At 58.4% G+C, this 14492-nt stretch carries 12 protein-coding genes; 5 read left to right on the top strand and 7 right to left on the bottom strand.

Annotation, left to right across the window (positions count from 1 at the left end; translation table 11 throughout):
* Positions 1-62: 62 nt before the first annotated feature.
* The 7 genes from TU76_RS02595 to rloA form a co-directional block, all read right to left on the bottom strand.
* Positions 63-1049 (bottom strand): FecR family protein, encoded by a 987-nt coding sequence (locus tag TU76_RS02595; RefSeq protein WP_048351038.1) that lies wholly within the window; start codon positions 1047-1049, stop codon positions 63-65.
* Positions 1050-1056: 7 nt separating this feature from the next.
* Complete coding sequence (locus tag TU76_RS02590) at positions 1057-1575, bottom strand: sigma-70 family RNA polymerase sigma factor (RefSeq protein WP_019827690.1); 519 nt, start codon at positions 1573-1575, stop codon at positions 1057-1059.
* Positions 1576-1852: 277 nt separating this feature from the next.
* On the bottom strand, positions 1853-2587 hold the full coding sequence (locus TU76_RS02585) for a phosphoadenylyl-sulfate reductase (protein WP_019827689.1): 735 nt from the start codon (positions 2585-2587) through the stop codon (positions 1853-1855).
* Positions 2588-2655: 68 nt separating this feature from the next.
* Positions 2656-3999 (bottom strand): aminodeoxychorismate synthase component I, encoded by a 1344-nt coding sequence (gene pabB / locus TU76_RS02580; protein ID WP_046810590.1) that lies wholly within the window; start codon positions 3997-3999, stop codon positions 2656-2658.
* Positions 4000-4248: 249 nt separating this feature from the next.
* The gene (locus TU76_RS02575) at positions 4249-5232 is read right to left on the bottom strand and encodes an alpha-L-glutamate ligase-like protein (RefSeq protein WP_048351037.1); all 984 of its coding nucleotides are present in this window, start codon (positions 5230-5232) and stop codon (positions 4249-4251) included.
* Complete coding sequence (gene rloB / locus TU76_RS02570; RefSeq protein ID WP_019827686.1) at positions 5232-6764, bottom strand: osmotic stress tolerance membrane protein RloB; 1533 nt, start codon at positions 6762-6764, stop codon at positions 5232-5234. Before rloB ends, TU76_RS02575 begins: the two co-directional genes overlap by 1 nt.
* A 5-nt stretch (positions 6765-6769) precedes the next feature.
* Complete coding sequence (rloA, locus tag TU76_RS02565) at positions 6770-7306, bottom strand: retropepsin-like aspartic peptidase RloA (RefSeq protein ID WP_048351036.1); 537 nt, start codon at positions 7304-7306, stop codon at positions 6770-6772.
* A 280-nt stretch (positions 7307-7586) separates the two neighbouring features.
* On the opposite strand from rloA, the gene TU76_RS02560 reads away from it, so the two are divergent.
* The 5 genes from TU76_RS02560 to prpF all read left to right on the top strand — a co-directional run bounded on the left by TU76_RS02560 (position 7587) and on the right by prpF (position 14472).
* Positions 7587-8309 carry a GntR family transcriptional regulator gene (locus TU76_RS02560; protein ID WP_048351035.1) on the top strand — a complete coding sequence of 241 codons (723 nt, stop codon included), beginning with the start codon at positions 7587-7589 and terminating at the stop codon, positions 8307-8309.
* On the top strand, positions 8306-9193 hold the full coding sequence (gene prpB / locus TU76_RS02555; protein ID WP_019827683.1) for a methylisocitrate lyase: 888 nt from the start codon (positions 8306-8308) through the stop codon (positions 9191-9193). Before TU76_RS02560 ends, prpB begins: the two co-directional genes overlap by 4 nt.
* A 162-nt stretch (positions 9194-9355) precedes the next feature.
* Positions 9356-10483, top strand: a complete 1128-nt coding sequence (prpC, locus tag TU76_RS02550; protein ID WP_048351034.1) for a bifunctional 2-methylcitrate synthase/citrate synthase — start codon at positions 9356-9358, stop codon at positions 10481-10483.
* 159 nt (positions 10484-10642) lie between these two features.
* Complete coding sequence (gene acnD, locus TU76_RS02545) at positions 10643-13234, top strand: Fe/S-dependent 2-methylisocitrate dehydratase AcnD (protein WP_048351033.1); 2592 nt, start codon at positions 10643-10645, stop codon at positions 13232-13234.
* 47 nt (positions 13235-13281) lie between these two features.
* Positions 13282-14472, top strand: a complete 1191-nt coding sequence (gene prpF / locus TU76_RS02540) for a 2-methylaconitate cis-trans isomerase PrpF (protein ID WP_046808722.1) — start codon at positions 13282-13284, stop codon at positions 14470-14472.
* Positions 14473-14492 lie beyond the last annotated feature (20 nt).

Below are 14492 nucleotides of genomic sequence, written 5' to 3'. Positions count from 1 at the left end.
TTTGTGAGTCGTTGTATCTACCTTGACGGCTGACTCGAAAAAAGCGGAACGAATGGGAATTATTATTTTTTAGGCGGCTGCAGGTGGCTGATCACAAGGAGCCACGGTGTATAGGTTTTGATCTGCACGGGCAGGGTTTCGGCGATCAGTTGCAACGCCCGGTCGGTATCGTCCAGGGGTAGCACGGCCGAGACACGCAAGCTGGCCAGGGCTGTGCGATCAAATTGCAAATGGCCGCGACGATGGCGAGAAATTTCATCGAGCACCTGAGGCAGGGGCTCGTTTTCAACCACCAGTTGATGGCGCTCCCAGGCTTGATTGATGCTGGCCGCAGAAACGGTTCCAGAGAGCTCGACCGAGTCGCGGCGAATCAATGCCCGGGAGCCTGCATCCACTTCCAGGGTTTGCTGCTCATTGACGCTTTGTGCCGCTACACGTGACTGCAACATGCTCAAGACGGTGGTGTCACCTTGGCGTTTGACCACGAAGCGGGTGCCCAATGCTCGCATGCTGCCTTGAGCCGTCTGCACTAAAAAGGGTCGGGCGCTGTCGTGGGCGACGTCAATCAGCACTTCACCCTGAAGCAACTCAATACGGCGTTCTCGTCCATCGAAATGCACGTTGACCGCACTGGTACCGTTTAGGGTAATGGTCGAGTTATCGGCCAGACGCCGGGTCTCCCAATCGGTAGGGCCGGTGCTGATATCGGCCGTCCATTGCTCGGGATAAGGGCTTTTCATGATCAGCGCAATGGGCAGTGCCAGGCAGCTGGCAATCAGTAATGCGCGCAGGTGCTGCTTGCGTTGGGTAGCAGGTTTTCGCCGGTTAAACGCGGCGTTAAGCGCCGCTTTTGCCGGAGCTGAATGCTCGCGAAAGGCTTGCAGGCGGTTAATCACATCCTGCATGCGCAGGGCTGCGGCAGCGTGTTTCGGACTTTGTTGCTTCCAGCACTCGAACTCCAGGCGCAGAGTTTCACTGAAGTCGTCTTCGTGCAGGCGAAGAATCCATTCGGCGGCTTGTTCGTCTATGGTTTGACGCTGCTCGGACATGGTTGTTTCAGGTATCCAGACTGTGGCTGCAGTGCAGCAGCGCCTGGATCAGATACTTGCGCACTGTGCGATCAGACAACCCCAGTTGTCGGGCAATCTCGCACTGGGTAAGGCCGTCCAGGTAATACATCACGAAAGCCTGGCGCGCCTTGTCCTGCATGCCTTCCAGAATAAACGCAATCTGCTCGAGGGCTTCCAGAGTGGTCAGAATCTGCTCGGGTGATTGAAAGTTTTCGAGTGCTTCTGTGGTCAGGGCCAGCTCTTGCAAGTAGGCGTTTTCTATCTGTTTGCGGCGTACCTGATCGATGATCAGTCGGCGTGCCGTCGTGCTCAAAAAGGCACGGGGTTCACGCAGTGTGGCTACAGACTCGCGGGCATTGAGGATTCGGGAGAAGGTGTCTTGGGCCAGATCAGCTGCATTTTGTGCGCAACCGAGCTTTCTGCGCAGCCAGCCAAACAGCCAGCCGTGATGTTCGCAGTACAGTTCAGTAATAGCGGTCTGGTAGGGAGGTTCACCCGAAGACATAGGACATTGCCTAAACGTTATTGAGAATAATTACCAATTCTTAACGAAAGTCTGGGGTAAACGCAAGGTGGGTGATCAGAGTAGAGCAGAGCTCAGTAGCAGCTGCCGAAGGAACGAGGCTGCGTCCGGCGGCGCAGCCGTCGTAAAACCAGGCACTGTGGTCGTTCAGAAAAATCTCGGACTCAGGTTTTACGGTCGCTTCGCAACCGAGCGCAGCCTCGTTCCTTCGGCAGCTGCTACGAGGAGCAGCAGAATATCTAAAGGCTTTATGCGGGGTTCAATTCTTGGCAATCAGATTGCCGGCATGCAGCCCACATTCTTTTTGCGTGGCTTCTTCCCACCACCAACGGCCTTCGCGCTCGTGCTGGTTGGGCAGAACCGGGCGGGTGCAGGGCTCGCAGCCGATGCTGATAAAGCCACGCTCATGCAGGCTGTTGTAAGGCAGTTCCAGCATGCGGATATAGCCCCAGACTTCTTCGCTGGTCATCTGTGCCAGCGGGTTGAACTTGTACAGCGTACGTTCTGGCGTCGAGAACGCGCCGTCGATTTCCAGTGCTGCGACCTGGCTGCGGGTGCCGGGGCTCTGGTCGCGGCGTTGGCCAGTAGCCCAGGCTTTGACTGTCGACAATTTGCGGCGTAGCGGCGCGATTTTGCGCACGCCACAGCATTCGCCATGCCCGTCCTTATAAAAGCTGAACAGGCCTTTTTCCTTCACGAACGGCTCAAGCGCGGTCTGGTCAGGCGAGATCAGTTCGATCTGGATGTTGTAGTGATCGCGCACTTGCTCGATAAACCGATAGGTCTCGGGGTGCAGACGGCCGGTGTCTAGGCTGAACACCTTGACGTTCTTGTTGAGCTTCCAGGCCATGTCCACCAGCACCACGTCTTCGGCACCACTGAAGGAAATCCAGAGCTCGTCGCCAAAGTGTTCGAAGGCGAGTTTGAGTATGTCTTGCGGGGACTTGCTGGCGTATGTCGCGGCGAGTTCAGCGACGTCGAACGGGTGGCTCATCAGGCGGCTTCCTACAGTAAATGGCGCTTGGCGCTCTCTAGTGACGCGATCTTAGCAAAAAGCGCGGGCTACAGGGTTTGCAGCGTATCGAGCAGCACCTTCACTTTGGTGATGGATTCCTGGTACTCGTCCTGCCAGTCGGAGTCGGCAACAATACCGCCGCCGCCCCAGCAACTGACCCGTCCGTCCTTGACCAGCAGGCTGCGAATCGCAATGGAGCTGTCCATTTCGCCGCGTACATCGAGGTACAGCAAGGATCCGCAGTAGATGCTGCGGCGCGTAGGCTCCAGCTCATCGATGATTTGCATCGCGCGGATTTTCGGGGCCCCGGTAATCGAGCCGCCGGGGAAGCTGTCACCGATCAGATCCAGCGCATCTTTACCGTCGGCCAGTTCGCCGATCACGCTGCTCACCAGATGATGGACGTTGGGGTAGCTTTCGAGGGTAAACAACTGCGGCACGCTCACTGAGCCGGTGCGGCACGTGCGCCCCAGGTCATTTCGCAACAAATCCACGATCATCAGGTTTTCTGCACGATCCTTGGGGCTAGCCAGCAGTTCGGCGGCGTTCGCTGCATCTTCGGCGCTGTCTTTGCCCCTTGGGCGGGTGCCTTTGATCGGTCGGGTTTCGACTTGATGCTGACTGACCCGCACAAAACGCTCGGGGGACAGGCTCAAAATGGCGTCGTCGTCAGGCAGGCTCACAAACCCGGAAAAAGGTGTCGGGCAGGCAGCGCGCAATGCGCAGTAGGCGGTCCAGGCATCGCCCTCGCACTGGGCGCTGAAACGCTGGGTGTAATTGACCTGATAGCAGTCGCCCGCCTGGATGTAGCGATGGATCTGAGCCAGAGCCTGCTCGTACTGGCCGGCGCTGATATCCGGCTGCATCGGTTGTTTGAGCGAAAAAATTCCGCTGTGCAGCGGTGCGGGCTGAGTGAACAACTGGATCAGGTGCTCACGCTCCAGGGGCTCGCAGCGTGGGTGAAACACCAATTGGCTGGTGGCCGCTTGATGGTCGCTGATCAGTGCCCAGGCATACAGGCCCAGTCGCGCCTCCGGCAGGTGCAGGTCATCAAGGGCGTAGGCGGGGAGTTGTTCGAGCTGTCGGCCAAAGTCGTAGCTCAAGTAGCCGATCAACCCGCCAGCAAAGGGCAGGTCGTAACCGGCGGGGAGCGCGGCATTACCCATTTGCTTGAGGCTGTCACGCAGACGCTGCAAGAAATCGCGCCCCGACTCGCCGGGCTGCAGGGTCAGTTCTGCCTGTGGCCAGGCACTCATCAGGTCGTAGCGTCCGCGGTCTGCGGTGGGACGGCCACTGTCGAGCAGCACGGCGCCAGGGGCATGACGAATCACCGCAAAATAGTCGGCAGGATTGGCGAGATAGGGCAGCGGGTGTACAGAACAGGTCAACATGCGAAGCAAATCAGCCATCGGAGCGGGGTGCAGATTGTAGTCCTGTGCAGGACTGCAAATCTATGTGGATTGCAGCCTGAGAGCGCCGTAAAACTTCGTAGCAACTGCCGAAGGTACGAGGCTGCGTTCGAGTGCGAAGCGCTCGTAAAAACCTGAGTATTCAGTTTGACAGGTAGATCGAAACCTCAGTTTTTACGACGGCTTCGCCGCCGAACGCAGCCTCGTACCTTCGGCAGCTGCTACGGGCAGTTAATCGGGCTGGTGAATATGCCCAAACAGCTCTTGGGCAAAGCGCACGCGCTCTTCCGGAGTTTCCTTGATGCCTTTGGCTGCCAGCTCTTCGAGGCGAGCCTCGACTGCATGGGTACGCAGGGTCAGGCCACAGTCGTTGGCGATCTGGATATTCAGGCCCGGGCGGGCGTTGAGCTCCAGAATCAGCGGGCCTTTGTCCTGGTCAAGCACCATGTCGACACCGATGTATCCCAGGCCGCACAGCTCATAACAGCCCGCCGCCAGCTTCATGAAACCGTCCCAGTTGGGCAGTTGCACGCCATCCACCGCATTGGTGGTGTCCGGGTGCTTGCTGATGATGTTGTTCAGCCAGGTGCCGCGCAGGGTCAGGCCCGTGGCCAGATCGACACCCACACCGATGGCGCCCTGGTGCAGGTTGGCCTTGCCGCCCGATTGGCGGGTCGGCAAACGCAGCATGGCCATCACCGGGTAGCCCATCAGCACGATGATGCGAATATCCGGTACGCCTTCGTAGCTGATGCTTTTGAAGATCTGGTCCGGAGTAACCCGGTACTCGATCAACGCTCGATCTCGGTGACCGCCCAGGGAGTACAGGCCGGTCAGGATGCTGGAGATCTGATGCTCGATCTCTTCATGGCTGATGATTTTGCCCGAGACCGTACGAAAACGGTCTTCGAAACGATCAGCGATCACCAGAATGCCATCACCGCCCGCACCTTGTGCGGGCTTGATCACGAAGTCGCTGCGATCACCGATGATTTCGTCGAGCTTGTCGATGCCTTTCTCGGTGGAGATCACGCCGTACATTTCAGGCACGTGAATGCCGGCTTTGATGGCGCGTTCCTTGGTGATGATCTTGTCATCCACAATCGGGTACAGGCTGCGTTTGTTGTACTTGAGTACGTAGTCCGCATTGCGCCGATTGATGCCCATGATGCCCTTGGCTTCCAGGGCCTTCCAGGTCTTCCAGAAGCCGAACATCAGGAATCAGCCTTCAAGAACGCTTTGAAACGCACCAGCTCGGTCAGGCGGTAGCCGCGATAGCGACCCATTGCCAGCATGAAGCCGACCATGATCAGCAAGACTGCCGGGAAGGTAAATACGAAATAGACCAGTTCCGGGATGCTCATGACCAGGTATGCCAGGGTGGCCGCGAACAGTGTGCCGATTGCAACTTTCATTGCGTGCCCACCACCTCGCTCTTCCCATGTAATCGACAGGCGCTCGATGGTCATTGTCAGAATCACCATCGGGAACAATGCTACCGAGAGTCCGCGTTCCAGGCCCAGCTTGTGGCTGAACAGGCTGATGGCCGCTATCAATATCACGACGAATGTCAGCACGACTGACAGACGCGGCAGCATTTGCAGTTTCAAGTGCTCGAGGTAGGAGCGTAGCGTCAGCCCGAGTGCCGTGATGACGGTAAACAGGATGATCCCGAAGCCCAGCTGTGTTTCGCGGAAGGCCAGAGCGATCAGTACCGGGGTAAATGTCCCCAGGGTTTGCAGGCCGATCAGGTTACGCAGAATCAGGATCACCAGTACGCCAATCGGGATCATCACCATGATCATGAAGGTTTGCTGGGTCTGCAGCGGCAAGCCGTACAGCGAGTACTCAAGGAAATTGGCGTCAGTGTTTTCGTCCGTCAGTTTGGCCAGGCGAATGGCGTTCATTTCGCTGTTATTCAGGCTGAAAGTGACGTTGGGTTTTTTGCCGCCATCGACCGTGACCATTGGCTCGTCACCGATCCACCACAACAGACGGTCAGACGGCAGGCCTTGCTCGCCGGTTTCAGGGTTGAAGTACAACCAGTCGTTGCCATTAAAGCTGCGCAGCCACAACTCAGGGTTTTGTGGCTGATCGGCCACCAGGCGGATGGTGTGGACCTTTTCCATCGGTACGTGGGCAATCGATAGCAGCAACTCGATGACCTGAGCCTTGTGTGCAGTCGAAGGATCGCCAGCCAGCAGCAGCTTCACGTTGTCATCGTTGGGGTTGCTGACGCGCTTGATAGTCTCGCTGATAAAGGTTTCAACGTCGGCCGAGTGCTGGCGGATCGGTGCGAGCAAAGCTTCGGCAGCGATTTTTTCCGGCCCTTCGACGGCGATGCTGTCACGGAATACCGGCCCCTTGACCTTGGTCTTGTCGCCCGAGTAACGCTTGGTCAGCACCAAACGATAATAGAGGGTCTGCTTGCCACTGACCCGGCGTGCGGACCAGGTCACTTTGCGGTTGCCATCAACGCGGTTGACGCTCACCCCGTAGTTATTGGAGATGAAGCTTTCGTTCAGGCTGACGTAGTCGCGGTTCAGCGGCGGTACGAACATCTGGATCTTGACCGGATCCTTGGAGCTGGCGACGAATTCAACCTTGGCGTCGATGTTCCAGAGGTCATCCGTTGCATCCTCGGTTACGGGGATGCCAAGGGCAAAAATCTGGTAGGCCGTAATCGAAATGCCCAGCACCACAAGGATGGTGATCAAGATTTTCAGGTGAAGGGTAAGAGCGCGCATTTCAATTACTCTGCGGTTTGAGCGTTAGCGGCGCAGGCAGGTTTGCCAGCAGCGTATTTAAGACTTGGGTCAACCAGCGCATCAAAGCGTTTGAGCGCCTCGGAGCCGATCAACAGCGGGTATTGGAACGCACTTCTATCGGTCAAGTTCACTTCGATGGTGCGTAAAGCCTTGCCCATGCAGATTTCCAGGGAAATGACCGGGCGGGAGGTGTAGTTCTTGTCGGCCTGCGGATCGTAGTCACCTGAACGGCGCTTGATCTTGCTGACCCGTGCCAGCGGGCGTTCGATGGGGTGAGAGTGAGCATCATCGATGGCCAGGTAAAAGCGCACCCAGCTCTCTCCGTCACGTTTGAAACGCTTGATGTCACGGGCGCTGAGAGAGGCGGTCTTGGCGCCGGTGTCGAGTTTGGCAGCCACCTGCAAATCGATGCCTGCGAGTTCGGCGTATTCATTGAGGCCGTACACTGTTTTTTCGGCGCCAAGGCTTAAGCCCGGTACGCACAGCAGGCAAGCGAGGATGGAGATGGTGGGAAATTTCATAAATCGGGGCACGTCTCTTGCAATCTTCAGTTCAAGGCACTGGCAGTACAGAGCAAGTTTCCTCGTGCGGCTGCCCTATGGGTGGGGCAGGGCTGATGCGGTCGGCATTCTAACATGATGGTTTTATGGCGCCAGCGCCGGGGTGCTTCGGGCCGGGCGTAAGGCTTGTCGATTAAACTAAGGTCGTATTAGTAGATTGTCGACAATATATATTTATTCTTTGACTACTTGTCGCTAAATGGCTAGTTTTGGCGCTATTGTTTTTCAAGGTGTCGACAATATGCTGCAAGCACTGGAACCTGCCCATATCACCCAGGACGACTCGGAAACCCTCTCCGAGAACGTGTTCCGGCGTATTCAGGCGGCTATTGTCAAAGGCGAGATCGCCCCGGGTAGCAAGATCTCCGAGCCTGAGCTGGCGCGCACCTACGGCATCAGTCGTGGGCCATTACGCGAAGCCATTCACCGTCTTGAAGGCCAGCGTTTGCTGGTGCGCGTCCCGCATGTTGGGGCGCGGGTCGTGTCGTTAAGCCACGCCGAACTGATCGAACTCTATGAGATTCGCGAGTCCCTTGAAGGGATGGCCTGTCGTTTGGCCGCCGAGCGTATGAGCGATGAAGACATCGCCGACTTGCGCCGGGTACTCGAAACCCACGAGCGCGATGAAGCGTTTCAGGCGGGTGTCGGCTACTACCAGCAGGAAGGTGACTTCGATTTTCATTACAAGATTATTCAGGGCAGCGGCAACCGCACCCTGACGCAAATGCTCTGCGGGGAGCTGTATCAATTGGTGCGTATGTACCGCATCCAGTTTTCTGCCACGCCCAATCGCCCGCACCAGGCGTTTGCCGAGCACCACCGAATTCTCGATGCCATTGCCGATCGCGACGGCGAATTGGCCGAGTTGTTGATGCGCCGACATATCGGCGCCTCGAAACGCAATATTGCGCGTCACTATCAAGACGGCGCCCAGCAGACAGCCACTCCACGAGGTGAGTCATGAGCAATAAAAACAGTCCAGGCCAGCGTTTCCGTGATGCAGTCGCCAGCGAACATCCTTTGCAAGTGGTAGGCGCCATCAACGCCAACCACGCGTTGCTGGCCAAGCGCGCCGGTTTCAAGGCGATCTACCTGTCGGGTGGCGGCGTCGCTGCCGGGTCTTTGGGGGTGCCGGACCTGGGTATCACTGGCCTGGACGACGTGTTGACCGATGTGCGCCGCATTACCGATGTGTGCGACCTGCCGCTGCTGGTGGACGTGGACACCGGTTTCGGCTCCTCATTCTTCAATGTGTCGCGCACCGTGAAGTCGATGATCAAGTTTGGCGCGGCGGCGATTCATATCGAAGACCAGGTCGGCGCCAAGCGTTGCGGTCATCGTCCGAACAAGGAAATCGTCTCGCTGCAGGAGATGGTCGACCGTATCAAAGCCGCCGTCGATGCCCGTACCGATGACAGCTTTGTGATCATGGCGCGTACCGATGCACTGGCCGTTGAAGGGCTGGAGTCTGCACTGGAGCGTGCCGCAGCCTGTGTTGAAGCCGGCGCAGACATGGTTTTCCCTGAAGCCATCACTGAGCTTGAGATGTACAAGCTGTTCGCCAATCGGGTGAAAGCGCCGATTCTGGCCAACATCACCGAGTTCGGCGCGACACCGCTGTACACCACAGAACAACTGGCTGGCGCCGATGTCTCGCTGGTGCTGTACCCGCTGTCGGCATTCCGTGCGATGAACAAGGCGGCCGAAAACGTCTACACCGCCATTCGCCGCGACGGCACCCAGCAAAACGTGATCGACACCATGCAAACCCGCATGGAGCTATACGACGCAATCAACTACCACGAATTCGAGCAGAAGCTCGATGCCCTGTTTGCGGCAAAGAAATAACCGGACACTGATCCTGTGGGCGCGAGCCTGCTCGCGATGGGATCAGTGCCGTGCTTCAGGCAAACCGTGTTGCCTGAATCGCGAGCTGGCTCGCTCCCACAGATGAATGTATTGAACCCAGTAGTTGCCGAATCCCTAACAAATTCAAGATTGGAGAGCGCAATGGCCGAAGCAAAAGTATTGAGTGGTGCCGGATTACGCGGCCAGGTCGCCGGGCAAACTGCCCTGTCCACCGTAGGTCAGGAAGGTGCTGGCCTCACTTATCGTGGTTATGACGTACGTGAACTGGCAGCCGATGCCCGTTTTGAAGAAGTGGCCTACCTGCTGCTGTACGGTGAGCTGCCAACCAAAACCGAGCTGGCTGCTTACACGGCCAAGCTGCAAAAGTTGCGTGATTTGCCACAGGCACTGAAAGAAGTGCTGGAGCGCATTCCCGCCGACGCCCACCCGATGGACGTAATGCGTACCGGTTGCTCTTTCCTGGGCAACATCGAACCGGAAAAAGACTTTTCCGAGCAGCAGGACAAGACCGACCGTCTGCTGGCGGCCTTCCCGGCGATCATGTGCTACTGGTATCGCTTCAGTCACGATGGCAAACGTATCAACTGCGTGACCGACGAAGAGTCGATCGGTGGCCACTTCCTGCACTTGCTGCACGACAAGAAGCCGAGTGAATTGCACGTCAAAGTGATGAACGTGTCGCTGATTCTCTACGCGGAACACGAGTTCAACGCTTCGACCTTTACTGCACGGGTTTGCGCATCGACGTTGTCCGACCTGTACTCCTGCATCACGGCGGCCATCGGCTCGCTGCGCGGCCCGTTACACGGTGGCGCCAACGAAGCGGCGATGGAAATGATCGAGCGCTTCGGTTCGGCGCAAGAAGCGGTGGAAGGCACCCTTGGCATGCTGGCGCGCAAGGACAAGATCATGGGCTTTGGCCACGCGATCTACAAAGACAGCGACCCGCGTAACGAAGTGATCAAGGGTTGGTCGAAAAAACTGGCTGATGAAGTGGGCGACACCGTGTTGTTCCCGGTATCCGAAGCCATCGATAAGACCATGTGGGAGCAAAAGAAGCTGTTCCCCAACGCCGATTTTTACCATGCATCGGCGTATCACTTCATGGGCATCCCGACCAAGCTGTTCACCCCGATCTTTGTGTGTTCTCGCCTGACCGGCTGGGCGGCGCACGTGTTCGAACAGCGTGCCAACAACCGCATCATCCGCCCGAGCGCCGAGTACATCGGCGTAGAACAGCGCAAGTTCGTGCCAATCGAGCGTCGCTGATCAAGCAGGCAGAGAGCCGACTGAAGGGTGGGGGCGGGCGTGCTCGCGATGGAATCAACGCGGTTTGACTGATAAACCGCAGCGTCGGCATCGCGAGCAAGCCCGCTCCCACATGAGTCCTTTGCCCTTTTGTAATTACCGTGATCGAGTCCCACGCCAATGAATACTGAATTTCGCAAAACACTACCGGGCACCCGGCTGGATTACTTCGACACCCGTGCGGCAGTCGATGCGATCAAGCCCGGCGCTTACGACACCCTGCCTTATACCTCCCGCGTACTGGCCGAGAACCTGGTGCGCCGCTGCGATCCGCAAACCCTGAATGCTTCGCTGAGCCAGTTGATTGATCGTAAGCGCGATCTTGACTTTCCATGGTTCCCGGCACGTGTGGTCTGCCACGACATTCTGGGGCAGACCGCGCTGGTCGACCTGGCCGGTCTGCGTGATGCCATCGCCCTGCAAGGCGGTGATCCGGCACAAGTAAACCCGGTGGTGCCGACCCAACTGATCGTCGATCACTCGTTGGCCGTGGAGCGTGACGGCACCGATCCCGAAGCGTTCGAGAAGAACCGCGCCATCGAAGACCGTCGCAACGAAGACCGTTTCCACTTTATCGAGTGGACCAAAAAAGCCTTCAAAAACGTCGACGTGATCCCTCCGGGTAACGGCATCATGCACCAGATCAACCTGGAGAAAATGTCTCCAGTGATCCAGGTCCGTGATGGCGTAGCCTTCCCGGACACCTGCGTCGGCACTGACAGCCACACCCCGCACGTCGACTCCCTGGGCGTAATCGCCATCGGTGTGGGCGGCCTTGAAGCAGAAAGCGTGATGCTTGGCCGTGCGTCGTGGATGCGTCTGCCGGAAATCGTCGGCGTTGAGCTGACCGGCAAGCTGCAACCGGGCATTACTGCCACCGACATGGTGCTGGCGCTGACCGAATACCTGCGCAAGCAAAAAGTAGTTGGCGCATGGCTGGAGTTTTTCGGCGAAGGCGCATCCGCGCTGACGTTGGGCGACCGTGCGACCATCTCCAACATGGCCCCGGAATACGGTGCCACGGCGGCGATGTTCTACATTGACCAGCAAACCATCGACTACCTCAAGCTGACCGGTCGCGAAGACCAGCAAGTGCAGCTGGTCGAGAGCTACGCCCGGCTCACCGGCCTGTGGGGCGACAGCCTCAAAGGCGCGCAATACGAGCGCGGGCTGAGCTTCGACCTGTCCAGTGTTGTGCGCAACATGGCAGGCCCGAGCAACCCCCATGCCCGCGTGGCCACCAGCGATCTGTCATCCAAGGGTATCGCCGGCCAGTGGGATGACGTGCCGGGGCAAATGCCTGACGGGGCGGTGATCATTGCTGCCATCACCAGTTGCACCAACACCAGCAACCCGCGCAACGTGATCGCTGCCGGTCTTATCGCCCGCAACGCCAACAAGCTGGGGCTAACCCGCAAACCGTGGGTCAAGTCGTCGCTGGCGCCAGGCTCCAAAACCGTGGCCCTGTACCTGGATGAGGCCGGTCTGACCGATGAGTTGGAGCAACTGGGCTTCGGCATCGTCGCGTTTGCCTGCACCACCTGCAACGGAATGTCCGGTGCACTGGACCCTGAAATCCAGCAGGAAATTATCGACCGTGACCTGTACGCCACGGCTGTGCTCTCGGGTAACCGCAACTTTGACGGGCGTATTCACCCGTACGCCAAGCAGGCGTTCCTGGCGTCTCCGCCATTGGTCGTGGCCTATGCCATTGCTGGCACCATCCGTTTCGATATCGAAAAAGACGTGCTGGGCCTGGATGCCGACGGCAAGGAGATCCGCCTGAAAGACATCTGGCCGAGCGACGAAGAAATCGACGCAGTGGTCAAGGCATCGGTGAAACCTGAGCAGTTCCGTCAGGTTTATATTCCGATGTTCGCGATCCATGAAGACACCGGCCCGAAAGTCGAGCCGCTGTACGACTGGCGCCCGCAGAGCACTTACATCCGTCGTCCACCGTATTGGGAAGGTGCGTTGGCCGGTGCGCGTCCACTTAAAGGCATGCGCCCGCTGGCCGTGCTGCCGGACAACATCACCACCGATCACCTGTCGCCATCCAACGCGATCATGCTCGACAGCGCCGCGGGTGAGTACCTGGCGAAAATGGGCTTGCCGGAAGTCGACTTCAACTCCTACGCCACACACCGTGGCGACCACTTGACGGCCCAGCGGGCAACCTTCGCCAACCCGAAACTGTTCAACGAAATGGTGATCGAGGACGGCAAGGTCAAGCAAGGGTCGCTGACCCGCCTTGAGCCTGAAGGCCAAGTGATGCGCATGTGGGAAGCCATCGAAACCTACATGGATCGCAAGCAACCGCTGATCATCATCGCCGGCGCCGACTACGGTCAGGGCTCGTCCCGCGACTGGGCGGCCAAGGGCGTGCGTCTGGCGGGTGTCGAGGCCATTGCTGCCGAAGGCTTTGAGCGTATTCACCGCACCAACCTGGTGGGTATGGGCGTGTTGCCGCTGGAGTTCATGCCGGGTACCAACCGTAAAACCCTGCAGATCGACGGCAGTGAGACCTATGACGTGATTGGCGAGCGTACTCCGCGTGCCACGCTGACGCTGGTGATCACCCGTAAAAATGGCGAGCGTGTCGAAGTGCCCGTGACCTGCCGTCTGGATACCGCTGAAGAAGTCTCGATCTATGAAGCGGGTGGCGTTTTGCAGCGCTTTGCCCAGGACTTCCTGGAATCAGCCACCGTTTGATCACTGCGCCGGGGCCACGTGCCCCGGCCTTAACAGGACTGTGTTTTATGGCCTATGCAGCGCAAATCAAAATCCCCGCGACCTACATGCGTGGCGGCACCAGCAAGGGCGTTTTTTTCAGCCTGCTGGACCTGCCCGCCGTGGCTCAGGTGCCGGGCGCAGCCCGTGATGCCTTGCTGCTGCGAGTGATTGGCAGCCCCGATCCGTACGAAAAGCAAATCGACGGCATGGGGGCTGCCACATCCAGTACCAGCAAAACCGTGATCGTGAGCAAAAGCCTGCACGCTGATCACGACGTGGACTACCTGTTCGGTCAGGTTGCAATCGACAAGCCATTCGTGGACTGGAGCGGCAACTGCGGCAACCTGTCGGCGGCAGTGGGTTCGTTCGCTGTCAGCAGCGGTTTGGTGGATGCGGCTCGTATCCCTCGCAATGGTACGGCTGTGGTGCGTATCTGGCAGGCCAATATCGGCAAAACCATCATTGCCCATGTACCGATCACCGACGGCGAAGTCCAGGAAACCGGCGATTTCGAGCTGGATGGCGTGACCTTTCCGGCGGCCGAAGTTCAGCTGGAGTTCCTCAATCCGGCGGCGGATGAAGAGGGGGCGGGCGGTTCGATGTTCCCTACCGGAAATCTGGTGGACGACCTTGAAGTACCGGGGGTTGGCACCTTGAACGTGACAATGATCAATGCTGGGATCCCGACGATTTTTGTCAATGCGCGGGACATCGGTTACACCGGTTCGGAACTTCAAAGCGACATCAACAGCGACCCTAAAGCCCTGGCGATGTTTGAAACCATCCGCGCCCACGGTGCGCTGCGCATGGGGCTGATCGACACGCTTGAAGAGGCCGCCAAGCGTCAGCACACGCCCAAGGTTGCCTTCGTTGCACCCCCTGCGGCTTATGTGTCGTCCAGCGGCAAGCCGGTGGCAGCGCAGGATGTGGACTTGCTGGTGCGGGCCTTGTCGATGGGCAAGTTGCACCACGCGATGATGGGTACCGCGGCCGTGGCAATTGGCACGGCCGCGGCGATTCCGGGCACGCTGGTCAATCTGGCGGCGGGTGGTGAATTGCGCAGTGCCGTGCGCTTCGGCCACCCGTCGGGCACCTTGCGCGTCGGTGCGCAGGCGCAGCAGGTCAACGGTGAATGGACCGTGACCAAAGCCATCATGAGCCGCAGTGCGCGGGTGTTGATGGAAGGCTGGGTGCGGGTGCCTGGCGATTCGTTCTAAATCCGGTGGGAGCGGGCTTG

The sequence above is a fragment of the Pseudomonas psychrophila genome (assembly GCF_001043005.1).
Lineage (GTDB): Bacteria > Pseudomonadota > Gammaproteobacteria > Pseudomonadales > Pseudomonadaceae > Aquipseudomonas > Aquipseudomonas psychrophila.
Note: the sequence above shows the minus strand (reverse complement) of the source record. Positions and strands in the feature narration are given on the sequence as shown.